This window comes from Kocuria sp. LUK, assembly GCF_021012935.1.
GTDB classification, from domain to species: domain Bacteria; phylum Actinomycetota; class Actinomycetes; order Actinomycetales; family Micrococcaceae; genus Kocuria; species Kocuria flava.
On record NZ_JAJMZI010000006.1, the window covers coordinates 215,469 to 237,785 of the forward strand.

The following is a 22,317-nucleotide window of genomic DNA, read 5'->3' on the forward strand; positions in this document are numbered from 1 at the left end:
GGGGCCACGGCGGCACCCGGCAGCGCCCGGGGGCGCGGCCGGGGCCTGCGCCGGCTACGGCGCCGCGGGGCCGGGCAGGGGCCGCCACGGGCGGGCGCCGGCCTCCGCGGCGCCCATCGCGTCCACGGTCGCGGCCGTGCGCGCCAGGGACGCGGCGTCCTCCTCCGGCGAGCGGCAGCCCTCCTCGGCCGGCAGGGCGCACCACCGGATCGGGTCCACGGTGAGCACGTGCGGGACCCACACCGGGGGCCGGGCCGTCCACCGCCCGTCCGCGCGGACGAAGGTCGCGCGGACCGTCAGGCCCTCGTTGTTCACCGGCACGCGCGTCGCGTGCTCGGAGAGGCTGTTGCCCAGCCCGTGCACGATCCAGGTGTCCCCGTGCTTCTCGACGGGCAGCACGGAGTGGGTGTGGTGGCCGTAGACGAGGTCGAACTGCCCGCTGTCGGCCAGCGCCCGGTTCACCTGCAGCTGCTGAGGACTGGGCCGGGAGGAGTACTCCTCCCCGGCGTGGACGGCGGCCAGGACGATCTCGGCGCCCTGCTCGCGCGCCCGCCGGGCCTTCTCGACCATCGCCGGCACCTCCAGCAGGTCCACCCGCCACGGCTCGTCCGGGACGTTGCCGTTGAGCCCGTAGGTGCCCGTGACGAGCCCGACCGTCACCCCGTCCGCGTCGAGCAGCAGCGGCTGCGCCGCCTCGGCGGCGGAGCGGGCGGTGCCCGTGGCCGCGAGCCCGCCGTCCTCGAGGGTCGCGAGGGTGCGCTCGAGCCCGGCCGTGCCGGCGTCGAGGGCGTGGTTGGTCGCGGTCGTGCACGCGTCGTAGCCGATCCCGGCGAGCGCCGGCACGATCTGCGGGGGCACCTCGAAGGCGGGGTAGCCGGTGAACGGCCCCTCCGGCGGGGCGAGCGGGGTCTCCATGTCGCAGATCGCGAGGTCCGCGTCCTCGGTGAACGGCCGCAGCCCCTCCACGAGCGGGCCGAAGTCGAGCTCGCCGGCGCCGTCCGCCCCGGCCTGCTCCCACAGCCCGGGGTGCAGGAGCACGTCCCCGGTGACGACGACCTCCACCTCGTCCGGGGGCGCGTTCCCGTCCGCCTCCTCGCCGGCGGTCGCGCCGGCGGGGGCGGGCGCCGTCGTCGTGCCCGGGGACGACGACGGTGCGGGGTCCCCGCCGGCGCAGCCGCCCACGCCGGGCAGGGCGAGCAGGACGAGCAGCGGCGCGAGCACGCGCAGGGGCCGGGGGCCGCGGGCGGGGGAGGTCATGGGACGAGGGTAGGCCACCGCCGTCCCGGCCGGTTCAGGAGAGCACCGTCGACCACAGCTGCTCGTCCTCCGGCCGCGGCGGCACCTGGGTGCGGGGCACGACCTCGGCCGGGGCCGGGTGGGCGCGCGCCTTGAGCTCGAGCATCCGGTCGAGGTCGTCGAGGGGCGCGGTCGAGTCGTCGGCCCGCAGGTCGACGTCGAGCAGCACCGGGTACTGGAAGCCCGCGAGGGTGTCGGCCACGACCACGGCCGCGCTCTGCTGGCCGCGGCTGTCCCCGCCGGCGTCCTGGCCCGCCCGCAGGCACGCCACGAGCGCGCGGCCCAGCTCGAGGCTCGTCAGCGCGGGGACGGCCAGCGCCCGGGCCGCGGCCTCGCCCATGGCGTCCACGACCTCCGGGCCGGCCAGGTAGTTGCCGATCACCACGAAGTCCTGCCCGGCCGTGCCCCCGGCCCACGGCGTGCACAGCCCGCCGGTCTGGTGGGCGCCGGGGCCCTGCACCGGCAGGGCCGCGACCTGGCGCAGCGCGAGGTCGGCGTCGACGTCGGCCAGGCCCGCGATCGCCTCCTCCGCCGTGCGCCCCCGGTGCAGACCGCGCAGCATCTCGAAGCGCAGCCGGCGGTTGGTCCACGCCTGCGAGGCCACGACACCGGCGGTGGGCACGAGGGCGGGCACGGCGTTGCCCACGGCCAGCGAGCAGCTCGCGGTGGCGGCCCCCAGCAGGCGGGAGTCCGCGGTGCGGGCGATGACGGTGTAGGTCAACGGGCTCCTTCCGGGCGCCGCGGTCGCGGCACCCCTTGGACGTCGCGGTCCGGGTCCGGCGCCGCGGTCGGCGCGGCACGCGCGGGCGGGCCGGGGTGTGGCCCGGCCCACCGGCCCGTGCGTAGGGTGGGAGGGACCGGTGTTCCGGGACGCACGCTCGGGGGACCCCGTGCCGCGTCCGGGACGACGGGACATTCCTACCACCGGGAGGCGCGGATGGCACGCGGAGCACGGACCGCCGCCCTGGCCTCCGCCCTCGGGCTGGTGCTGGCCGGCTGCTCGGCCGGTGAGGGCGTGGACCTCGCCGGGGCGGGCGAGGTCGACACCGAGGGCTACCTCGAGGTCGCCATCGCCGGGGAGCCCGACCAGCTGGACCCCCACAGCACCAGCGCCTACTTCTCCTTCCAGATCCTCGAGAACGTCTACGACACGCTCGTCGAGCCGGACGCGGAGCTCGAGATGCAGCCGGCCCTGGCCGAGTCCTGGGAGGTCAGCGAGGACCAGCTGTCCTGGACCTTCCACCTGCGCGAGGGCGTGACCTTCCACGACGGCTCAGCGTTCACCGCCGAGGACGTCGTCTACTCCTACGACCGGATCATCGACGAGCAGCTGGCCAACGCCTACCGCCTCGCCGCGGTCGAGGACGTCGTCGCGGTGGACGAGCACACCGTGCGCATCGACGTGTCCCAGCCGACCCCCGCGCTGCTGGCCGCGATCGGCGGGTACAAGGGCATGGCCATCGTCGAGCGGGGGAATGTGGAGAGCGGGGACGTGCAGCTCGACCCGGTGGGCACGGGCCCGTTCGAGGTCGTGGGCAACGCCGCGAGCACGGCCGTGACCCTGCGCGCCAACGAGGACTACTGGGGCGAGGGGCCCCACGTGCCGGGGGTCGTCTACCGGTTCATCTCGGAGGGCACCACGGCGCTCGCGGACCTCACCGCCGGGGAGGTGCACTGGACCGACTCCATCCCGCCGCAGCGGGTGGAGTCCCTGCGGCGCAACCCCGACGTCGAGGTCGCCTCCGTGCCCTCGACCGACTACTGGTACCTCACCATGAACCAGGCCCGCCCGCCCTTCGACTCCCGCGACGCGCGCCGGGCCGTGGCGCAGGCCCTCGACCGGGAGGCCCTCGCCCAGGTCACCTGGTACGGCAGCGCCACCGTCAACCAGACCGCGGTCCCCGAGACCTCCGTGTGGTACCACGAGTACGCGCCCTTCGAGCAGGACCTCGACCGGGCCCGCGAGCTCGCCGAGAGCTCGGGCCTGGCCGGGCGGACCGTCGGTCTCATGGTCACCAACGAGTACCCCGAGACGGTCACGGCCGCCCAGGTGGTCGCCGCGAACCTCGCCGAGATCGGGGTCGCCACGGAGATCCGCACCCTCGACTTCGCCACCTGGCTCGACGAGCAGGCCCGCGGGAACTTCGACATGCTGCTCCTGGGCTGGCTCGGCAACGTCGACGTCAACGACTACTACTACAACCAGCACCACTCCGAGGGCTCGAACAACGCCCAGGGCTACAGCAGCCCGGAGGTCGACCGGCTCCTGGACGCGGGGCGCACCGAGACCGATCCGGAGGCCCGCAAGGAGCTCTACGACCGGGCGGCGGAGCGGATCGTGGACGACGCCAGCTACGTCTACCTCTACAACCCCGACGTGGTCCAGGCGTGGGCGCCCGAGCTGGAGGGCTACGAGCCCCGCCCGGACCGCGCCGTGCGGTTCAAGGACGTCCGGCTCGAGGAGGGCACGGGATGAGCAGCCCGCTGCTGAGGTTCCTCGCCCGACGGCTGCTGCACACCGCGGTGGTGCTCCTCGGGGTGCTGGTCGTGGTCTTCGCCCTCCTCCAGCTCGTCCCCGGGGACCCCGTGCGGGTGGCTCTCGGCACCCGCTACACCCAGGAGTCCTACGACGCCCTGCGGGAGGCCTCCGGGCTGGACCGGCCGCTGCCCGTGCAGTTCCTCGCCTATCTCGGCAACGCCCTGACCGGCGACCTCGGGGTGAGCTTCCGCAGCGGCGAGCCGGTCACCCTGATCCTGCTGGACCGGCTGCCGGCCACCGTCTCCCTCGGCCTCACCGGCATCACGGTCGCGCTGCTCATCGCGTTCCCGCTCGGCACCTGGGCCGCCCTGCGCCGCGGCTCCGCGGCCGACGGCGGGATCCGCGCCGTGAGCCAGTTCGGCGTCTCGGTCCCCGACTTCTGGCTCGGGCTGCTGCTGATCATCGTCTTCTCCACGGTGCTGGGGCTGCTGCCCCCGTCCGGGTACGTGCCCTTCACCGAGGACCCCTGGGGCTGGCTCCAGCGGGTGGTCCTGCCGGGCCTGGCCGTGGGCGTGGTCTCCGGGTCGATCCTGACCCGCTACGTGCGCTCGGCGGTGCTCGACGTCGTCGGCTCCGACTACGTGCGCACCGCCCGGTCCAAGGGACTGCCCCGGCGCACGGTGGTCGGCCGGCACGTGCTGCGCAACGCGCTCGTCCCGATCCTCACGGTGGCCGGCGTCCAGGCCGCCACGATGCTCGGCGGGCTGATCGTCATCGAGGTGGTCTTCGCGTGGCCGGGGCTGGGCCGGCTGGTCTTCGACGCCGTCGCGGCCCGCGACTACCCGGTGGTCCAGGGCGCCGTGCTGCTGATCGCCCTCGTCTTCCTGCTGATCAACCTGCTGGTGGACATCCTGTACGCCGTCGTCGACCCGAGGATCCGTGCGTCATGAGCAGCCCCGCGAAGCCCCCGCCCGACCGCGCCCCGGACGCCGCCGGCCCCGCCCCGCGGCCCGCCGGACCGGCGGAGACCCCGGGGCAGACCGCCCGCACCGGCACCCTGCGGATGCTCCTGTCGAACAAGGTCACGGCCGCGGGGCTGGCCGTCCTCGTCGTCGTGGTCCTGCTCGCCGTGCTCGGCCGCTGGATCGCCCCCTACGGGGCCAACGACATCGACGTGGTCAACGCCCTGCAGCCGCCCTCGGGCGCGCACCTGTTCGGCACCGACGAGCTCGGCCGGGACGTGTTCTCCCGCGTGGTGCTCTCCGCCCGGATCTCCCTGACCGTGGGGCTCGTGGCCGTGGGCCTCGCCCTGGTGGTCGGCGTGGGCCTGGGGCTCGTGGCCGGCTTCTACGGCGGCTGGCTCGACACGGTCGTGATGCGCGGCGCCGACGTGCTCTTCGCGTTCCCCATCCTGCTGCTGGCCATGGCGATCGTGGCCGTCCTGGGGCCCGGGCTGGGCACGGCCATGATCGCGATCGGGGTCGTCTACACCCCCGTCTTCGCCCGCATCACGCGGGCCTCCACGCTCGCCGTGCGCGAGGAGCTCTACGTCAAGGCCTCCCGGGCCGTCGGGGCCTCCGACGGGCTGATCCTGCGCCGGCACGTGCTGCCCAACATCATGGGCCCCGTCACGGTCCAGACCTCCCTGTCCCTGGCCTTCGCGATCCTCTCCGAGGCCGCGCTGTCCTTCCTGGGCCTGGGCGTCCAGCCGCCCGAGCCCTCGTGGGGGCGGATGCTCTACGACGCCCAGGCCTTCGTCTACGACGCCTGGTGGATGAGCGTGTTCCCCGGCCTGGCCATCTTCCTCACCGTGCTGGCCTTCAACCTGGTGGGCGACGGCATGCGCGACGTCCTCGACCCGCGCCAGCGCACCGCCGACGAGATCCGCAGGAGCGCCTGATGCGCACGGACGGGCCCCGCGGCACCACCGCCCCGGCAGCCGCCGACCGGGACGTGCTGCTCGACGTCCAGGACCTCGCCGTCCGGATCGGCCCCGCGGAGATCGTCAACGGCGTGTCCTTCTCCGTCCCCCGGGGCGGGACCCTGGGCATCGTGGGCGAGTCCGGGTCCGGCAAGTCCATGACGGTGCTCGCGGCCACGGGTCTGATCGGCTCCCCGCCCGCCCGGGTGAGCGGGCGGTCCCTGCTGGACGGGCAGGACATCGTGCGGATGGACCCCCGCCGGCTGCGCGGCGTCCACGGCCGGCGCATCGGCTTCGTCTTCCAGGACCCCTCCACGTCCCTGAACCCGGTGCTGACCGTGGAGCAGCAGCTCACGGAGGCCCCGCGCTTCCACCTCGGCCTCACCCGCCGCGAGGCCCGGCTCCGGGCGCTCGAGCTGCTCGAGGCGGTCGGCATCCCCGACCCGCCGTCCCGCCTCTGCGCCTACCCGCACCAGCTCTCGGGCGGGATGAAGCAGCGCGTGATGATCGCCGTGGCCCTGGCCTGCGGTCCCGACCTGCTCGTGGCGGACGAGCCCACGACCGCCCTCGACGTCACGACGCAGGCCCAGATCCTCGAGCGGGTCAAGGAGCTGCAGGAGTCCCGGGGGATGAGCGTGATCTGGATCAGCCACGACCTGGGCGTGGTCTCGGGCATCGCGGACCGGGTGGCCGTGCTCTACGGCGGGCAGGTCGTGGAGTCCGCGCCCCTCGAAGAGCTCTTCACCGATCCCCGCCACCCCTACACCCGGGGCCTGCTCGCGGCCCGTCCGCAGACGGCCGGCCACAAGGGAGAGCTGGCCGTGGTCCCCGGCAGCCCGCCGGACCCCCGGCGCCTGCCCCCCGGCTGCGTCTTCTGGGACCGCTGCCCCGTGCGCGGGGACCCCCGCTGCGAGACCGAGCGCCCGCCGCAGACCCCGGTGGGCCCCGGGCACGTGGTCCGCAGCTTCTACGGCGACCGCACCGGCAGCACCGGCGGCACCGGACCCGCCGACGGCTCCGACCGGCGAGGAGGCCCCCGATGACCGGTGCGCACCGGCCGCTGCTCAGCGTGCGGGACCTGCAGGTCGGCTTCCCCGTTCCCACCGGCCGCGGCCGGGGCGTGGTCCGGGCGGTGGCCGGGATCGACTTCGACATCCACCGGGGGCAGACGGTGTCCCTGGTCGGCGAGTCCGGCTCCGGCAAGTCCACCGTGGCCAACGCGCTGCTGCACCTGGTGGAGCCCACCGCGGGCACCGTGCTGCTCGACGGCCGGGACGTCACCCGGGTGCGCGGGCGGGAGCTCAAGGCCCTGCGCCGGCGGATCGCCATGGTCTTCCAGGACCCCTTCGCCTCCCTGGACCCCCGCCAGCACGTCCGGCGGGCCGTCGAGGAGCCCCTCCAGGTGCACGGGCTCGGCGGGGACGCGCAGGGGCGCCGCCGCCGGGTCGCGGAGCTGTTCGAGCTCGTGGGCCTCTCCGCCCGCTTCCTGGACCGGTACCCGCACGAGCTCTCGGGCGGGCAGCGCCAGCGCGTGTGCATCGCCCGGGCCCTCGCGGGCGAGCCGGACCTCGTGGTCCTCGACGAGGCGACGGCCTCGCTGGACGTCTCCGTCCAGGCGCAGATCATGAACCTGCTCAACCGGCTGCAGGGCGAGCTGGGGCTCACCTACCTGTTCATCGCCCACGACCTCGCCGTCGTGGAGCACATGAGCGACCACGTCCTCGTGATGTACCTCGGCCGGCTCATGGAGAGCGGGGACGTCCGGGACCTCTTCGGCGCCCCCGCCCACCCGTACACCCGGGCGCTGACGGCCTCCGCCCCGTCGGCCGACCCCGTCGCGGAGCGCCGCCGCCGGACCGCCCCGCTCGAGGGCGAGGTGCCCTCCCCCCTCGACCCGCCCTCCGGGTGCGTCTTCCGCACCCGCTGCCCGTGGGCCGCGCCGGAGTGCGCCGGGACGGTCCCGCCCCCGGTCCCGCCGCCGGGGGCGCACTCCCCCGGCCACCGCGCCGCGTGCCTGCGGCTGCCGGCCGTGCACGCCGCGGACCCGCCGGACCGCGGAGGACCCTGATCCCGCGGGACACCGCCGTCCCGTCCACCCACCACCGAGGAGAAGCCATGGAACGACCACCGTCCGAGCCCCGTCCGCGCGTCGACGACCTCGACGCCCGCCCGGACGACGGGGCGGAGATCGACTCCCTGTCCCCCGGCGAGCGCGCCCCGGCCGAGGAGCCGCGCGCCCACCGCATCAAGTGGGCGGGCCTGCTGGCGGGCCTGGCCCTGGCCCTGCTCGTCTACGTCCTGCTGCCGGGCGACCTCGCCCACCCCGCGAAGCTCACGGCCGCCACCGCGGTGCTGATGGGCGTGTGGTGGATGACCGAGGCCGTGCCCATCCCCGCCACCGCGCTGCTGCCGCTGATCGTCTTCCCCGTCCTGGGGGAGGACGTGGCCGTCGACGACGTCGGCGCCTCCTACGGCAGCAACATCATCTTCCTGTTCATGGGCGGGTTCCTGCTCGCCCTGGCCATGCAGCGGTGGAACCTGCACCGGCGGATCGCGCTGCGCACGGTCCGGGTGATGGGCACCCGGCCGGCGCAGATGGTCGCCGGCTTCATGGTGGCCACCGCCTTCCTGAGCATGTGGGTCTCCAACACCGCGACCGCGGTCATGATGCTGCCCATCGGCGTGTCCGTGCTGCTCCTGCTGCCGGGGCTGATGGGCGGCGCGGGCGCACCGGCGGACGGGGACGCCGGGGACGCCGGGGATGCCGCGGACCCGCGCGCACCCGCGCGGACCGGGGCCTCGGCCGACCCGCAGAGCGCCGAGGTCAAGGAGGCGGTCATCGAGTCGAACTTCGGCACCGCCCTGATGCTCGGCATCGCCTACGCCGCCTCGATCGGGTCGCTGTCGACCATCATCGGGACCCCGCCGAACACGCTGCTCGTGGGCTACCTGCAGGAGAGCCACGACATCAGCATCGGCTTCGGCCAGTGGATGCTGGTGGGCGTGCCGCTGTCGCTGGTGATGCTCGTGATCACCTGGTTCCTGCTCACCAAGGTGCTGTTCAAGCCCGAGATCGGGGAGATCCCCGGCGGCCGGCGGCTGATCGAGGAGGAGCTGCACCGGCTCGGGCCGATGTCCACCGGCGAGAAACTCGTGCTGGCGGTCTTCGCCCTCGCGGCCCTGAGCTGGGTGTTCGTCCCCGTGGTCTTCGACTCCCCGCCGATCAGCGACGCCGGGATCGCGATGGCCGTGGGGCTGCTGCTGTTCCTGCTGCCGGCCGGCGCGAAGCGGGGCGTGCGCCTGCTCGACTGGGAGTCGGCGGTCAAGCTCCCCTGGGGGGTGCTGCTGCTCTTCGGCGGCGGGCTCGCGCTGTCCGCCCAGTTCTCCTCCTCCGGGCTCACCGACTGGATCGGCGAGCAGGCCGGTGCCCTGGGGACCGTGCCGGTGCTGCTCGTCGTCGTGATCTTCACGGCCGGGATCATCTTCCTCACCGAGCTCACGAGCAACACGGCCACCGCGGCCACGTTCCTGCCGGTGGCCGGCGGCGTGGCCCTGGGGCTGGGCCTGGACCCCATGCTCCTGGCGATCCCGGTCGCGCTGGCCGCCACGTGCGCGTTCATGCTGCCGGTGGCCACCCCGCCCAACGCCATCGCCTTCGGCTCGGGCTACGTGACCATCGGGCAGATGATCCGGGGCGGGCTGTGGCTGAACCTGATCGGCATCGTGCTCATCACCGCCGTGACGATGAGCCTGGCCGTGTGGGTGTTCGGCATCGTCTACTGAGCCCGCGCCCGGCTCACCCGGGCCGCCGCGGCCCCGCCCCCTCCCCGGGGGCGGGGCCGCCGTCGTGCGGCGGGCCGGGCACGGTCTCGACCCGCGCCAGCACCGGGAAGTGGTCGGAGGGCCACCGGCCCCGCGGCCGGTCGGCGAGCACCCGGGCGTCGAGGACCCGGACGGGACCGCCGTGCAGGATCCAGTCCAGGCGAGGGACCCGGGGACCGGGGCCCCGGTAGCGGTGGAACGTCCCGGGCGCCCCCGGCGGCAGCGCGTCCCGCAGCCCGCCGGCCCGCACGGCGTCCCACGTGCGGGACCGGCCGGCGGGGGCGTTCATGTCGCCCAGCAGCAGCAGGGGCCCCGCCCAGTCGAGGGCCTCCGTCTGCAGCGCACCCACCGCGCGCAGGCGGGCGCGCTCGGGCCACGGGTCCAGGTGGGTGGCGACGACGCGCCAGACGGCGCCCGTGCGGCGGTCGGCCAGGTCCGCCCGCACCGCGGTGCGCGGGTACGGCGCGCCGGGCCAGCGGGAGCCGGGCACCTCCGGGGTCGGCGAGAGCCAGCGCTGGCGCCAGTCCAGGACCTTGAAGCGCCCGGTGTCCACCGCGAGCAGGCACCCCTCCCCGCCCCCGCCGGCCTCGCGGCCGCCGCCGAGCAGGACGTGACCGGGGCCCAGGGCCGCGGCCAGCGGGTGCACCTGCTCGGGGTGGACCTCCTGGAGGGCCGTCACGGCGGGACGCTGCTCCCGGAGCACCCGCTGGACGGCGGGGAGCCGGTCGAACCAGGCGTCCGGGTCGCCGCGGCGGTAGCGCGGCAGCGGCCGGCGCACGTTGAAGGTCATGGCCGTGAACGCGCCCCGGCCCCCCGGACCGTGCTGGTCCGGGGGGCCGGGACGGGGAGCGCCGTGCACGGACGGGCGCGTCAGCGCGCGGCCGACGCCGCGCCCTGCTCGGTGGTCTCGCCGCCGTGCTCCAGGGCGCCGCCGCTGTTCTCGAGGTGGGCGCGCATGAACCACTGGAACAGCTCGAGCTCGCGGACCTGGCCGATGAGGATGTCCTCGGTGACCGGGTCGAGCTCGCCGACCTTCCCGATGGCCTCGCGGTGGTCCGCCACGACCCCGTTGTAGACGACGTCGAGGGCCGCGAGGTGCTCGACCGAGGTGGCCCGGCCGACCGAGTAGTCGTCCCAGGTGCGCACGGCGACCAGGTCCCCGGGCAGGCCCGAGGGGGCCACGCCCATCGTGGCCATGCGCTCGGCGAGCTCGTCGACGAAGCCGCGGACCAGCTCGATCTGCGGGTCGAGCATCTCGTGGACGGCGATGAAGTTGGGGCCCACGACGTTCCAGTGCGCGTGCTTGAGGGTCAGTTGCAGGTCGTTGAGGGCGTGCAGCCGCGTCTGCAGGGTCCGGGCCACCTCGTGGCCGTTCTCCGTGGTCAGCCCCGGGACGGTGTAGGGGGCGCTGCTCTGGTTCTGGGCGGCCATGGGTCCGACTCCTTCCGGCCCCCGCAGGGGCCACGTTCGACAGCTGGGGTCACCGGCTCGGCGGGCGAGCCGTTCACTCCCCACTATGGCACGGCCGGCACCGACTGTCAGTACCCTGCCGATTCGCTGAGCGCGATATCCGCACCCCTTGTCACGGCCCCGGCGCACTGCTTGGCTGAGGTCATGAACACGACCCCCGCCTCCGGCGACCAGCTCCCCGACGACCCGCACCTGGCCGAGGACATCGGCACGGCCCCCGACACCCCCGCCGAGGACATGGCCCGCGAACCCCTGCCCACCGGCCAGACCAACGCCGGCCAGCAGGTCTCGGGCGTGCGCGAGGCCGGCCGGCCGGAGCACGAGATCACCGGCGAGCACCAGGACCCCGCGGAGGGCGGCTACCAGCCGCCGACCTCCGACTGACCGGCGTCCCGCCGGCACGACCACGGCGCGCCACGGCGGCGGCACCCGAGAGGGTGCCGCCGCCGGCCTGTGCCCATGAGCACCGACCCCACGGACCCCGGACCCGGCGCAGCGCACCCGACCGCGGACCCCGCCGCGCCCCGCCGTCGGCGCAGGCCGGAGCGGTCGGCGCTCGCCGTCGCCCACCGGGGGCTCGCTGCCGCAGCGGACGTCGAGCCCCGGCGGGTCGCGCGAACGGACCCGCTCCGGCGACGCCGACGGGCACCGGGCGGCCGCCCGCTTGTGGCCCCGGTCACTTCTCGCCTACCGTGAGCCCGGTACATGAGACGAGGAGTATCGGATGAATGCGGCCTTCCCGCACCTGCTGTCCCCGCTGCGGCTGGGCGCCACGACCCTGCCCAACCGCGTGCTCATGGGCTCCATGCACACGGGCCTCGAGGAGCGCGAGGACGGGCCGGAGCGGCTGGCCGCCTTCTACGCCGAGCGGGTGCGCGGCGGCGTGGGCCTGGTGGTGACCGGCGGGATCGGCCCGAACCCCGAGGGCGCCGTGCGCGAGGGCGGGGCGGTCCTGGCCGGACCCGAGGACGTGGCCCGGCACCGCACGGTCACGGACGCGGTCCACGCCGAGGGCGGGCGGATCGCCCTGCAGATCCTGCACGCGGGCCGCTACGCCCGCGGCGACCGGGCCGTGGCGCCCAGCCCGCTGCGGGCCCCGATCAGCCCGGTGGTCCCGCACGAGCTGTCCGCCGCGGAGATCGAGCGCACGATCGAGGACTTCGCCCGCACGGCGGAGCTCGCGCAGGAGGCCGGCTACGACGGAGTGGAGGTCATGGGCTCCGAGGGCTACCTGCTCAACCAGTTCACGGCCGAGGAGACCAACCGGCGCACGGACGCCTGGGGCGGGGACCTCGAGCGGCGCCTGCGCCTGCCGGTCGAGGTGGTCCGCCGGGTCCGCGAGCGCACCGGCCCGGGGTTCCTGCTGGTCTACCGGCTGTCGATGCTCGACCTGGTCCCGGGGGGCGCCACCCTCGACGAGGTCGTCCGGCTGGCCCGGGCCGTGGAGGAGGCCGGCGCGGACCTGCTCAACACCGGCATCGGGTGGCACGAGGCGCGCGTGCCCACGATCGCCACCGCCGTTCCCCGCGGGGGCTTCGCGTGGGTGACCCGCCGGCTGCGGGGCGAGGTCGGGATCCCGGTCGTGGCCGCGAACCGGATCAACACCCCGGAGTCGGCCGAGCGGATCCTCGCCGCGGGGGACGCCGACATGGTCTCCCTGGCCCGGCCCCTGCTGGCCGACCCCCGCTTCGTGGCCAAGGCCGCGGCGGGCCGGCCCGAGACCGTCAACACGTGCATCGCCTGCAACCAGGCCTGCCTCGACCACACCTTCTCGGGCCGCACCGCCTCCTGCCTGGTCAACCCCCGGGCGGGCCACGAGACCCTGCTGCGCCTGGGGCCCACCCGCCGGGCCGAGCGGATCGCCGTGGTCGGCGCGGGGCCGGCCGGGGCCGCCTTCGCGATCGGCGCCGCCGAGGCCGGCCACGCCGTGACGCTGTTCGAGGCCGAGGACCGCATCGGCGGGCAGTTCCTGCTGGCCCACCGGATCCCCGGCAAGGAGGAGTACGCCGAGACGCTGCGCTACTGGTCGGTCCGGCTGGCCGAGCTCGGCGTGGACGTGCGGCTGGGCACGGCGGCCGGGCCCGGGGACCTCGCCGGCCACGACCGCGTCGTGCTCGCCACGGGCGTGGTCCCGCGCGTGCCCGCGCTCGAGGGCGTCGACCACCCCTGCGTGGTGGGCTACCGCGAGGTCCTGCGCGACGGTGCGCCGGTGGGCCGCCGCGTGGCCGTGCTCGGCGCGGGCGGGATCGGCTTCGACGTCGCGCAGTACCTCGTGCACGGCCCCGGCGGCCCGCCCGGGGACTTCTACGCGCAGTGGGGCGTGGACACGACGCTCTCCGCCCGGGGCGGCCTCGTCCCGCCCCGGCCGCGGCCCCCCGCGCGGGACGTGGTCCTGCTGCAGCGCTCGACGGGCAAGCCCGGGCAGCGGCTGGGCCGCACCACGGGGTGGATCCACCGGGCGTCCCTGCGGGCGGCGGGGGTGCGCACGCTCGCCGGGGTCGCCTACCGGCGGATCGACGACGACGGGCTGCACGTGAGCGTGCCCGGCCCGGACGGGCCGCAGGAGCAGGTCCTGGCGGTGGACACCGTGGTGCTGTGCACGGGCCAGGAGCCGCTGCGGGAGCTGCACGAGCGGCTGCTGGCCGGCGGGCACGACGCCGCGGCGGTGCCGGTGCACCTGATCGGCGGGGCCGACGTGGCCGCGGAGCTGGACGCGAAGCGCGCGGTCCGGCAGGCGGCCGAGCTCGTCGCGGCCATCGGCTGAGCCGGCTCAGCCCTCGACGAGCACCCCGTCCTCGTCGGCCCACACGGTGCGGCCGGGCACGAAGGTGGTCCCCTCGATGACCACCGGCACGTCCTGCTCCCCGACCCCGTCCTTGGCGGACTTGCGGGGGTTCGAGCCGAGGGCCTTCACGCCCAGCGGCAGCTGCGCGAGCGCCACCCGGTCGCGGACGGGGCCGTTGATGATCACCCCGGCCCAGCCGTTGCGCACGGCGGCCTCCGCGATCATGTCGCCCATCAGGGCCGTGCCCATCGACCCGTGGCCGTCCACGACGAGCACCGCCCCCTCCCCCGGGGTGTTCAGCAGGGCCTTGACGAGGCCGTTGTCCTGGAAGCAGCGGATCGTGCGCACCGGTCCGGTGAACGCGCGCACCCCGCCCAGGTCGAGGAACTGGCGGGGGCAGGACTGCAGCTGCTCACCGCGCTCGTCGTAGAGGTCGGCGGTGGCGAACGGGCGCGGGGTCTCGGTCATGGGTGCTCCTCGGCGTCGGCGGGCGGTGCCCGGGCCGGCGGCGCCGACCCGCTCCGCCCCCAGCCTAGCGACCGGGGCCCGGGACGGGCCTCCTCGCCGGGAGCGGCCGGGGCCCGGGACGGGCCTCCTCGCCGGGAGCGGCCGGGCAGGAGCGGTGCCGCCGGCCCGCTCCCGGCGGGGAGCAGGCGGTGAACCGGCGGGCGTCGTGGCCGGGCTCCTCCCCGCCACGACGGGCCGGGCAGGGCCCGGACCCGCCCGGTCACGGGCGCCCACCGGGTTCTCAGCCGCCGCGTCTACTATCCTGAGGAGCGCCTGGCCCGGGACCGGGGCACGTGCGCCGCGATCGACGACAGGAAGGAGGCGGCCGTGGGATTCCTCGAGAACCTCGAGAAGAACATCGAGAAGGCCGTGCGCTCCGCCTTCTCGACCGGCTCCCGCCGCCGGGTCGAGCCGGTCGAGATCGCCAGCGCCCTGCGCCGGGAGCTGGACCAGGAGGCGTTCACCATCTCCGCCGGGCGCACGATGGCGCCCAACGTGTTCGTCGTGGAGTTCTCCGAGGAGGACTTCCCCCGCGCCCAGAACTGGGGCACTCCCCTGGCCGAGGAGCTGTGCGACGTCGTCATCAAGCACGCCCGCAGCCAGGCCTACACCCTCCAGGGCGCCGTGAAGGTCTCCTTCACCCGCAGCGCCGAGGCCGAGGCGGGCGGGTTCCGCATCCACTCCTCGGCCCAGCGCACCACCGAGTCCCCGAACACGGCCGCCCCGGCCCCCGCCGCCGCCCCCGACGGCGGGCACCGGATCGCCACCGGCCACGGGCGCGAGGACCACGCCCCGCCCCCGACCGCCCCCGTGCAGCGGTGGGTGCCGGTGCTCGACCTCGGCGGGGAGCGCTACTCGCTCAACGCCGACTCGATCGTGCTGGGCCGCTCCGCCGAGGCGGACATCACCGTCGAGGACACGGGCGTCTCGCGCCGCCACCTCGAGATCCGGCGCCAGGGCGAGCACTTCGTGGCCGTGGACCTGGGCTCGACCAACGGCTCCTACGTGGACGGCGAGCGCGTGATCGGCCGCGCCGAGCTGGTCAACGGCTCCGTCATCACCATGGGGCGCACGCGGATCACGTTCCGCCTCCTGACCCCGAAGGGGCCACGCTGAATGTCCGAACTGACCGTCACGCTGCTCCGCTTCGGCTTCCTGGCCCTCCTGTGGATCTTCATCTTCAGCATCGTCGCCAGCCAGGGCCGTGACCTGGCCGTGGGCGGGCGACTGCCGGTCCCCGGGCGCTCCCGCCGCCGGCAGGACGCGGCCCCGCAGCAGACCCCGCCCGCGGAGGCGCCGGCGGACCGCCGCGCCCGCCCCGGGACGCTCGTGGTGCTCGACGGCCCGCTGCGCGGGCGCAGCTACCCGCTGGGCAGCGCCCCCGTGCTCCTCGGACGCTCCCCCGAGGCGACCGTGCCCCTGGGCGACGACTACGCCTCGGGCCGCCACGCCCGGCTGTTCCCGCAGGGCTCCCGCTGGTTCCTCGAGGACCTCGGCTCGACCAACGGCACCTACGTCGGCCAGCAGCGCCTGACCCGCGCCGTCCCCCTGGAGACCGGGACCCCGTTCCGGGTCGGCAAGACCGTCCTGGAACTGAGGCCCTGACCGCATGGGCATCGCGTTCCGCTACGCCGCGCGCTCCGACGTGGGCCGGGTCCGTTCCAAGAACGACGACTCGGCCTACGCGGGCCGCTACCTCGCCGTCGTCGCCGACGGCATGGGCGGGCACGTCGGGGGCGACGTCGCCTCGGCCTCCGCGGTGATCGACCTGACCGCGCTCGACCGCCCGGACCACGGCGGCCAGGGGGCGACCGTGCTCGCCGACGAGATCCAGAACGCCAACCAGAACCTGGTGCGCCTCGTCGTCGCCGACCCGCGGCTGGGCGGGATGGGCACCACCGTCACCGCGCTGCTGGCCGACGGCGACGAGATCGTGCTCGCCCACATCGGCGACTCCCGCGCCTACCGCCTCTCCGAGGACGGCTTCCGGCAGGTGACCCGCGACCACACCTTCGTCCAGCGGCTCATCGACGAGGGCCGGCTGCGGCCCGAGGAGGCCGAGTCCCACCCGCACAAGAACGTCCTGATGCGCGTGCTCGGGGACGTCGACGCGTCCCCGGAGATCGAGGTCGACGTCGTGCGCCCCCGCCCGGGAGAGCGCTGGCTGCTGTGCTCCGACGGGCTCAACGCCGTGGTCCGCCCGGAGACCATCGAGGCCGTGCTGCGCTCCACCGGCGACCTCAACCAGATCGTGGACACGCTGGTGGAGCTGACCCTCGACCGCGGGGCGCCGGACAACGTCACCGTCGTCGTCGTCCAGGTCTTCGAGCCCGACGAGGGGGATCCGGGGGCTCCCCAGGCCGGGGAGGCCCACGGGGCCGTGCCCGACCCGGCCTCGGCGCGGACCTCGGACGAGCTGACCGCACGGACCGCCCCGGCGCCCGGCGCCCCCGACGGCGCACCGGACGGGGTGCGCGACCCGGCGGCCGCGGAGTCCTCGGCCGCCGCGCTGCGCCGCGATCTCTCCGCCCGCCCCCACCTGCTCGTGGGCGCGGCCGCCAACGCCACCCAGACCGGGCGCATCCCCACCGTCAGCGACAGCGTGCGGGAGCGCCGGGCCACGCTCGTGCGCACCTCCTCCCCGGACACCCTGGCCGACCCCCGGGAGGTGGCCTCGGCCCTGGACCGGGCCGACGCCGCCGTCCGCTCCCCGCGCCGGCGCCGGTCCCGGCGGGCCCTCGCCGTGCTGGCCCTGGCCACCGTGGGGCTGCTGCTCGTGGCCGGCGGCTGGCTGGCCAAGAGCTGGATCAGCTCCCAGTACTACGTGGGCGAGGACAGCGGGACGGTCGCGATCTACAACGGCGTCTCCCAGACCCTGGGCCCGGTGGCGCTGAGCGAGCTCGAGCGCAGCACGGACCTGCGGATGGAGGACCTGCCCGCGTTCGCCCAGGCCCGGGTGCGCAACGCCATCCCCGCGGACAGCCTCGAGGAGGCCGAGCGCATCGTGGGCGAGCTGCGCACCTCCGCCCGCGAGGAGGCCGACTCCCCCGGCCCCACGCCCCGGCCCACGGGCACCGTCCGCCGCGCCACCGCCTCGCCCGGCACGACCGCGCCCGGCGCCCCGACCGAGAGCCCCGGAGGTGAACGATGAGCACCACCGCCGTCGCGGCCGAGGACCGCGCCGCCCCCGCCGCCAGGCCCCGCCGGCTGACCGAGCTGGTGCTGCTCGTCGTCGCCGTGGGCATCGGCGTGGCCGCCAACATCCTGGTCGACCCGGACCTGCTCGGCTCCGGGGACCCGCACATCCTGGTCTCCGGGCTGGTGCTGGGCCTGGGCGCCCTGCTGCTGCACGTCGTGCTGTGGGTGCGCGCCCGCCACGCCGACCCCTACGTGCTGCCCGTGGTGGTGGCCCTCAACGGCCTGGGGATCGCGATGATCCACCGGATCGACCTCAGCACCGACCAGTCCGCCGCCGGCTCCCAGGTGCTGTGGACGGCGGTGGCCATGGCGGCCGCCGGGCTCGTGCTGTGGTTCCTCAAGGACCACCGGGTGCTCCGGCGGGTCACCTACGTCTCGCTGCTGCTCAGCGGCCTGCTGCTGCTGCTGCCGCTCGTGCCCGGGCTGGGCGTGGAGCTCAACGGCGCCCGCATCTGGATCTCCGTGGGCGGGCGCACCTTCCAGCCCGGCGAGGTCGCCAAGATCACCCTGGCCGTGTTCTTCGCCGGGTACCTCTCCACCAACCGCGACCTCATCCTGCTGGCCGGCAAGAAGATCGGGCCCCTGCGGCTGCCCCGCTTCCGGGACATGGCCCCGATGTTCGCCGTGTGGGCCATCGCCGTGGGCGTGCTCGTGCTCCAGCGCGACCTCGGCTCCGCGATCCTGTACTTCGGGCTCTTCCTGGCCATGCTCTACCTCGCCACCGCCCGGCTGAGCTGGATCGTCATCGGGCTGCTGCTCGTCGCGGTCGCCGGGGTGCTCGCCTCGCAGATCTTCGGCCACGTGGCCGCCCGCCTCGACTCGTGGCTCAACGCCTTCGACCCCGACGTCTACAACCGCGCCCCCGGCGGCTCCCAGCAGATCGTCCAGGGCCTGTTCGGCCTGTCCTCCGGCGGGCTCTTCGGCCAGGGCCTCGGCCAGGGCCGCCCGGACCTCGTCTCCTACGCCAACTCCGACATGATCATCACGGCCTTCGGCGAGGAGCTCGGGCTGATCGGCGTCACCGCGGTGCTGATGCTGTTCTTCCTCTTCGTCACCCGCGGGTTCCGCGCCGCGCTGGGCACCCGCGACGCCTTCGGGAAGCTGCTCGCGGCCGGGCTGTCCGCGGTGATCGTGCTGCAGCTGTTCGTGGTCGTCGGCGGCGTCACCCGCCTGATCCCCCTCACCGGGCTCACGACCCCGTTCATGTCCGCGGGCGGCTCGTCGCTGCTGTCCAACTGGATCATCGCGGCGATCGTGCTCGCGATCTCGCACACCGCCCGCCGCCCCGTGGTCACCGGCCCCGCCACGGACGCCGACCTCGCCGAGATCGCCGCCCACGAGGCCGCGCTGCGGGAGGCGGCCCGCCGCGACGAGCAGGAGCGTGCCGAGCGGCGGGAGCGCCGCCACGACGGGCACGGCCGGGCGGACACCGCCCCGCAGCCGGAGGTCCCCGCCGCCGCGGGCGCCGGCCCCCGCACGGCCGAGACCGAGGCCATCGCCCCGGCCGGCGCGTCCGCCCACCGGGACGCGGGCCACCACGGGGCGACCCCCGACGGCCACGACGACGACGGGACCCCCACCGAGGCGATGTCCCGGCTGACCGAGCACGACACCCGGCGCACGGACGGCGGCGCCGGCGGGACCGGGAAGGGAGGGACCTCGTGAACCGGGCGATCCGACACACCTGGACGGCCGGGGTGGCGATCTTCACCGTGCTGCTCCTGGCGCTGACCTACGTGCAGTTCTTCGCGGCGCGCAGCCTGGAGGCCCACCCCTGGAACAACCGCAGCCTCTACGAGCAGTTCGGGGCGGACCGCGGCGCGATCGTCGTCGGCGGCGACCCCAAGGCCTACTCCGTGCCCTCCGACGACGACTTCGAGCACCAGCGCGTCTACGCCGACGGCCCCCTCTACGGCCACCTGACCGGGTACTTCTCCCTCGTCTACGGGGCCACCGGGCTCGAGGCCGCCCTCGGCGAGGAGCTCTCCGGGGCCTCCGCCGACCAGTTCTACGACCGGGTGCTCGCGATGTTCTCCGGCGACCAGCCCACCGGGGCCTCGGTCGAGCTGACCGTCGACCCGGAGCTCCAGCGCGTCTCCCAGGACGTGCTGCAGGGCCGCCGCGGCGCCGTCGTCGCCCTCGACCCCGAGACCGGGGCGATCCTGTCGATGGTCTCCTCCCCCGGCTTCGACCCCAACGAGCTCGCCTCCCACGACGCCGCCTCCGTGATCGCCGCCGCCGAGCGGCTCAACGGCGACCCCGACCAGCCCCTGGTCAACCGGGCGATCGCCGGCGACCTCTACGCCCCGGCCTCGACCTTCAAGATCCTCGACACGGTGGCGGCCCTCGAGTCCGGCCGCTACACCACCGACTCCCAGCTGCCGAACCCGCAGGAGCTGCCGCTGCCCGGCACGGACGTCACCCTGCCCAACTACGTGGGCGGCGGGTGCGCCGCCCGCCCCCAGGCCGACCTCGAGTTCGCCCTCGAGCAGTCCTGCAACACCCCGTTCGCCTCGATCGCCCTCGACCTCGGCGAGGACGCCATCCGGCGCACCGCCCAGAACTTCGGCTACGGCGAGCCCCTCTCGCTGCCGCTGCAGGTCACGCCCTCCGTCTTCCCGGAGGAGCTCAACGCCTCGCAGCTGGCCCTGTCCGCCATCGGCCAGTACGACGTGCGCGCCACCCCGCTGCAGGTCGCCATGACGAGCGCCGCCATCGCCAACGACGGCGTCATGATGCGGCCCCAGCTCGTGGACACCGTCCGCTCCTCCGACCTGTCCGTGCTCGACGAGTTCAGCCCCGAGCAGCTGCGCCGCTCGACCAGCGCCGACGTCGCCGGCACGGTCACCGACCTCATGGTCGAGGTCGTCGACGACGGGATCGGCCGGGGCGCGGCCGTGCCCGGGGTCGAGGTGGCCGGCAAGACCGGCACCGCCGAGATCGGCTCCGAGGAGGGGCTCAACGACTCCTGGTTCACCGGCTTCGCCCCGGCCGACGACCCGGAGGTCGCCGTCGCGATCGTCGTCGAGGACGTCGACGTCGCGACCGGATCCTCCCTGACCACCACGGGCGCCAAGCAGATCTTCGAGGCGGTGTTGAACAAGTGAGACCTTCGTCGAGCACCGTCCTGGGCGGGCGCTACGCACTGACCGATCGGATCGCGATCGGCGGGATGGGCGAGGTGTGGAAGGCCAAGGACCGGGTCCTGGGCCGCGTCGTCGCCGTGAAGATCCTCAAGGAGGAGTACAACGGGGACCCCAACTTCCTGCAGCGCTTCCGCGCCGAGGCCCGCCACACGGCCCTGCTGAACCACCCCGGGGTGGCCAACGTCTTCGACTACGGCGAGGAGGAGGGCTCCGCCTTCCTCGTCATGGAGCTGGTCCCGGGCGAGCCGCTGTCCAACATCATCGAGCGGCGCCGCACGCTCGAGGCCGACACGGTCCTGAACTACATCGGCCAGACCGCCCGGGCGCTCGCGGCCGCCCACGCCCAGGGGCTCGTGCACCGGGACGTGAAGCCGGGCAACCTGATCATCACCCCGGACAACCGGGTGAAGGTCACCGACTTCGGCATCGCCCGCCTCGCCGACCAGGTGCCGCTGACGGCGACCGGACAGGTCATGGGCACGGCCCAGTACCTGGCCCCCGAGCAGGCCACCGGGCAGACGGCCACGGGCTCCTCCGACATCTACTCCCTGGGCATCATCGGCTACGAGTGCCTGGCGGGGCGGCGGCCGTTCACGGGCGAGTCGCAGATCGCGATCGCCCTGGCCCAGGTCAACGACCCGCCCCCGCCCCTGGCCGAGGACGTCCCCGAGCCCGTGCGGGCCCTGATCATGTCGATGCTCGCGAAGGAGCCCCGGGACCGTCCCGCCACCGCGGGCGCGCTGGCCACGGCGGTCGACGCGATCCGCCGCGGCGACGTCGCGGCCGCCGCGGCGGCCGTGCCCGGCATGCGGGCCTTCCTGGACCTGCCCGAGGACCTCGACGACGACGAGCCCACGCAGGCCTTCGCGCCGGTGGACGACGAGCCGACGCGGATGATGACCCGCCAGGACGACCGTCCCGCGGCGGCCGCCCCCGGCGCGGTCGCCGCGGCCGGCCCCGCGCACCCGGTCACCGCCGAGCTCGGCGTCGTGCAGCCGGACCGGGCCCCCGGGCGGGACGCGCCCCGGACCCCGGCCGAGCAGCCGCGCCGGCGCCGGGTGTGGCCGTGGCTGCTGCCGCTGCTGCTCGCGCTCGCCCTGGCCGCCGGGCTGGTGTGGCTGTTCCTGCTGCGCGACACCGGCTCGGGGGCCCCGGACCCCTCCCCGACCGGCACCGTCTCCACGACAGCCGTGCCCGAGACCAGCCCGCCGGACGGCGAGACCGTCGAGGTGCTCGCCGCCCGCTACGAGGGCCGCTCCGTCGACGAGGTCGTCCAGGAGCTCTCCGACCTGGGCTTCGCCGTCCAGCGCGTGGGCCAGGCCTCCGGCGAGCCGGTCGGCACCGTGCTGTCCCTGGACCCCGTGGGCCAGGTCGCCCGGGGGACCACGATCACGGTCGTGCACTCCACCGGCCCGGACACGGTCGAGCTGCCCACCGGGCTCGTGGGGCGCCAGGAGGCCGACGTGATCCGGGAGATCACCGAGGCCGGGGTCAACGTGACCCTCTACGAGGACTACTCCTCCGACGAGGCCCCCGGCACCGTGCTGCGCACCCAGCCCATCGGCGGCTCCACCGTGCGCCCGGGCGACACCGTGCAGGTGTGGGTGGCCCGCGAGCGGGCGGCGAGCCCCGCCCCCACGCAGGGCGCGACCTCCGCCCCCGCCACGGCCTCGCCCACCGAGGGGAACTGAGC

General features: G+C 75.3%; 19 protein-coding genes. 14 read left to right on the plus strand and 5 right to left on the minus strand.

All coding sequences use genetic code 11. The features are described from left to right. Nucleotides 1-54 precede the first annotated feature (54 nt). Both LQU92_RS12520 and LQU92_RS12525 read right to left on the minus strand, forming a co-directional pair. Complete coding sequence (locus LQU92_RS12520) at nt 55-1,257, minus strand: CapA family protein (protein ID WP_230781080.1); 1,203 nt, start codon at nt 1,255-1,257, stop codon at nt 55-57. A gap of 34 nt (nt 1,258-1,291) precedes the next feature. After that, nucleotides 1,292-2,017 carry a DUF1028 domain-containing protein gene (locus tag LQU92_RS12525; RefSeq protein WP_230781082.1) on the minus strand — a complete coding sequence of 242 codons (726 nt, stop codon included), beginning with the start codon at nt 2,015-2,017 and terminating at the stop codon, nt 1,292-1,294. A 216-nt stretch (nt 2,018-2,233) separates the two neighbouring features. Here LQU92_RS12525 and LQU92_RS12530 point away from each other — a divergent pair, with 216 nt between their 5' ends. The 6 genes from LQU92_RS12530 to LQU92_RS12555 are packed head-to-tail and all read left to right on the plus strand — an operon-like array spanning nt 2,234 to nt 9,479. Continuing rightward, complete coding sequence (locus tag LQU92_RS12530) at nt 2,234-3,772, plus strand: ABC transporter substrate-binding protein (protein ID WP_230781084.1); 1,539 nt, start codon at nt 2,234-2,236, stop codon at nt 3,770-3,772. Beyond that, nucleotides 3,769-4,725 (plus strand): ABC transporter permease, encoded by a 957-nt coding sequence (locus tag LQU92_RS12535; protein ID WP_101850854.1) that lies wholly within the window; start codon nt 3,769-3,771, stop codon nt 4,723-4,725. The genes LQU92_RS12530 and LQU92_RS12535 overlap by 4 nt, the downstream gene beginning before the upstream one ends. Further along, nucleotides 4,722-5,675, plus strand: coding sequence for an ABC transporter permease (locus LQU92_RS12540; RefSeq protein WP_230781086.1), 954 nt, complete (start codon nt 4,722-4,724; stop codon nt 5,673-5,675). The genes LQU92_RS12535 and LQU92_RS12540 overlap by 4 nt, the downstream gene beginning before the upstream one ends. Continuing rightward, nucleotides 5,675-6,739 carry an ABC transporter ATP-binding protein gene (locus LQU92_RS12545; protein ID WP_230781087.1) on the plus strand — a complete coding sequence of 355 codons (1,065 nt, stop codon included), beginning with the start codon at nt 5,675-5,677 and terminating at the stop codon, nt 6,737-6,739. Before LQU92_RS12540 ends, LQU92_RS12545 begins: the two co-directional genes overlap by 1 nt. Beyond that, the gene (locus tag LQU92_RS12550) at nt 6,736-7,764 is read left to right on the plus strand and encodes an ABC transporter ATP-binding protein (protein ID WP_230781088.1); all 1,029 of its coding nucleotides are present in this window, start codon (nt 6,736-6,738) and stop codon (nt 7,762-7,764) included. The genes LQU92_RS12545 and LQU92_RS12550 overlap by 4 nt, the downstream gene beginning before the upstream one ends. 47 nt (nt 7,765-7,811) lie before the next feature. Continuing rightward, complete coding sequence (locus LQU92_RS12555; RefSeq protein ID WP_230781089.1) at nt 7,812-9,479, plus strand: DASS family sodium-coupled anion symporter; 1,668 nt, start codon at nt 7,812-7,814, stop codon at nt 9,477-9,479. 13 nt (nt 9,480-9,492) lie between these two features. On the opposite strand, the gene LQU92_RS12560 is transcribed toward LQU92_RS12555, so the two are convergent. Together LQU92_RS12560 and LQU92_RS12565 are read right to left on the minus strand one after the other, a co-directional pair. After that, nucleotides 9,493-10,308 (minus strand): endonuclease/exonuclease/phosphatase family protein, encoded by an 816-nt coding sequence (locus LQU92_RS12560; protein ID WP_230781090.1) that lies wholly within the window; start codon nt 10,306-10,308, stop codon nt 9,493-9,495. 80 nt (nt 10,309-10,388) lie between these two features. Further along, complete coding sequence (locus tag LQU92_RS12565; RefSeq protein WP_058857992.1) at nt 10,389-10,949, minus strand: Dps family protein; 561 nt, start codon at nt 10,947-10,949, stop codon at nt 10,389-10,391. Nucleotides 10,950-11,132: 183 nt separating this feature from the next. Between LQU92_RS12565 and LQU92_RS12570 the strand changes: the two genes are divergently transcribed. Beyond that, a complete protein-coding gene (locus LQU92_RS12570) occupies nt 11,133-11,372 on the plus strand; it encodes a hypothetical protein (RefSeq protein ID WP_230781091.1) in 240 nt (79 codons plus the stop codon). A 340-nt stretch (nt 11,373-11,712) separates the two neighbouring features. Then, complete coding sequence (locus tag LQU92_RS12575; RefSeq protein ID WP_230781092.1) at nt 11,713-13,752, plus strand: NADPH-dependent 2,4-dienoyl-CoA reductase; 2,040 nt, start codon at nt 11,713-11,715, stop codon at nt 13,750-13,752. A 6-nt stretch (nt 13,753-13,758) separates the two neighbouring features. Here the strand turns inward: LQU92_RS12575 and rraA are convergent, their stop codons facing one another. Next, the gene (gene rraA / locus LQU92_RS12580) at nt 13,759-14,241 is read right to left on the minus strand and encodes a ribonuclease E activity regulator RraA (RefSeq protein WP_230781093.1); all 483 of its coding nucleotides are present in this window, start codon (nt 14,239-14,241) and stop codon (nt 13,759-13,761) included. Nucleotides 14,242-14,607: 366 nt separating this feature from the next. On the opposite strand from rraA, the gene LQU92_RS12585 reads away from it, so the two are divergent. Genes LQU92_RS12585 through LQU92_RS12610 form a run of 6 tightly spaced genes read left to right on the plus strand, consistent with a single transcriptional unit; the run spans nt 14,608 to nt 22,315 of the window. After that, nucleotides 14,608-15,396 (plus strand): DUF3662 and FHA domain-containing protein, encoded by a 789-nt coding sequence (locus LQU92_RS12585; RefSeq protein WP_230781095.1) that lies wholly within the window; start codon nt 14,608-14,610, stop codon nt 15,394-15,396. Beyond that, the gene (locus LQU92_RS12590; protein WP_101850863.1) at nt 15,397-15,885 is read left to right on the plus strand and encodes an FHA domain-containing protein; all 489 of its coding nucleotides are present in this window, start codon (nt 15,397-15,399) and stop codon (nt 15,883-15,885) included. A gap of 4 nt (nt 15,886-15,889) precedes the next feature. Further along, nucleotides 15,890-17,431, plus strand: a complete 1,542-nt coding sequence (locus tag LQU92_RS12595) for a PP2C family serine/threonine-protein phosphatase (protein ID WP_230781097.1) — start codon at nt 15,890-15,892, stop codon at nt 17,429-17,431. Continuing rightward, on the plus strand, nt 17,428-19,143 hold the full coding sequence (locus LQU92_RS12600) for an FtsW/RodA/SpoVE family cell cycle protein (RefSeq protein WP_230781099.1): 1,716 nt from the start codon (nt 17,428-17,430) through the stop codon (nt 19,141-19,143). The genes LQU92_RS12595 and LQU92_RS12600 overlap by 4 nt, the downstream gene beginning before the upstream one ends. Then, nucleotides 19,140-20,585, plus strand: coding sequence for a penicillin-binding protein 2 (locus LQU92_RS12605; protein WP_101850866.1), 1,446 nt, complete (start codon nt 19,140-19,142; stop codon nt 20,583-20,585). The genes LQU92_RS12600 and LQU92_RS12605 overlap by 4 nt, the downstream gene beginning before the upstream one ends. After that, nucleotides 20,582-22,315, plus strand: coding sequence for a protein kinase (locus LQU92_RS12610; protein WP_230781101.1), 1,734 nt, complete (start codon nt 20,582-20,584; stop codon nt 22,313-22,315). Before LQU92_RS12605 ends, LQU92_RS12610 begins: the two co-directional genes overlap by 4 nt. Nucleotides 22,316-22,317 lie beyond the last annotated feature (2 nt).

What these genes read in the sequence shown, in the direction of transcription:
- LQU92_RS12595 (WP_230781097.1), top strand. Translation starts at nt 15,890, where the DNA reads ATGGGCATCGCGTTCCGCTACGCCGCGCGCTCCGACGTGGGCCGGGTC.
- rraA (WP_230781093.1), bottom strand. Translation starts at nt 14,241, where the DNA reads ATGACCGAGACCCCGCGCCCGTTCGCCACCGCCGACCTCTACGACGAG.
- LQU92_RS12550 (WP_230781088.1), top strand. Translation starts at nt 6,736, where the DNA reads ATGACCGGTGCGCACCGGCCGCTGCTCAGCGTGCGGGACCTGCAGGTC.
- LQU92_RS12520 (WP_230781080.1), bottom strand. Translation starts at nt 1,257, where the DNA reads ATGACCTCCCCCGCCCGCGGCCCCCGGCCCCTGCGCGTGCTCGCGCCG.
- LQU92_RS12565 (WP_058857992.1), bottom strand. Translation starts at nt 10,949, where the DNA reads ATGGCCGCCCAGAACCAGAGCAGCGCCCCCTACACCGTCCCGGGGCTG.
- LQU92_RS12540 (WP_230781086.1), top strand. Translation starts at nt 4,722, where the DNA reads ATGAGCAGCCCCGCGAAGCCCCCGCCCGACCGCGCCCCGGACGCCGCC.
- LQU92_RS12575 (WP_230781092.1), top strand. Translation starts at nt 11,713, where the DNA reads ATGAATGCGGCCTTCCCGCACCTGCTGTCCCCGCTGCGGCTGGGCGCC.
- LQU92_RS12535 (WP_101850854.1), top strand. Translation starts at nt 3,769, where the DNA reads ATGAGCAGCCCGCTGCTGAGGTTCCTCGCCCGACGGCTGCTGCACACC.
- LQU92_RS12545 (WP_230781087.1), top strand. Translation starts at nt 5,675, where the DNA reads ATGCGCACGGACGGGCCCCGCGGCACCACCGCCCCGGCAGCCGCCGAC.
- LQU92_RS12590 (WP_101850863.1), top strand. Translation starts at nt 15,397, where the DNA reads ATGTCCGAACTGACCGTCACGCTGCTCCGCTTCGGCTTCCTGGCCCTC.
- LQU92_RS12555 (WP_230781089.1), top strand. Translation starts at nt 7,812, where the DNA reads ATGGAACGACCACCGTCCGAGCCCCGTCCGCGCGTCGACGACCTCGAC.
- LQU92_RS12570 (WP_230781091.1), top strand. Translation starts at nt 11,133, where the DNA reads ATGAACACGACCCCCGCCTCCGGCGACCAGCTCCCCGACGACCCGCAC.
- LQU92_RS12600 (WP_230781099.1), top strand. Translation starts at nt 17,428, where the DNA reads ATGAGCACCACCGCCGTCGCGGCCGAGGACCGCGCCGCCCCCGCCGCC.
- LQU92_RS12530 (WP_230781084.1), top strand. Translation starts at nt 2,234, where the DNA reads ATGGCACGCGGAGCACGGACCGCCGCCCTGGCCTCCGCCCTCGGGCTG.
- LQU92_RS12560 (WP_230781090.1), bottom strand. Translation starts at nt 10,308, where the DNA reads ATGACCTTCAACGTGCGCCGGCCGCTGCCGCGCTACCGCCGCGGCGAC.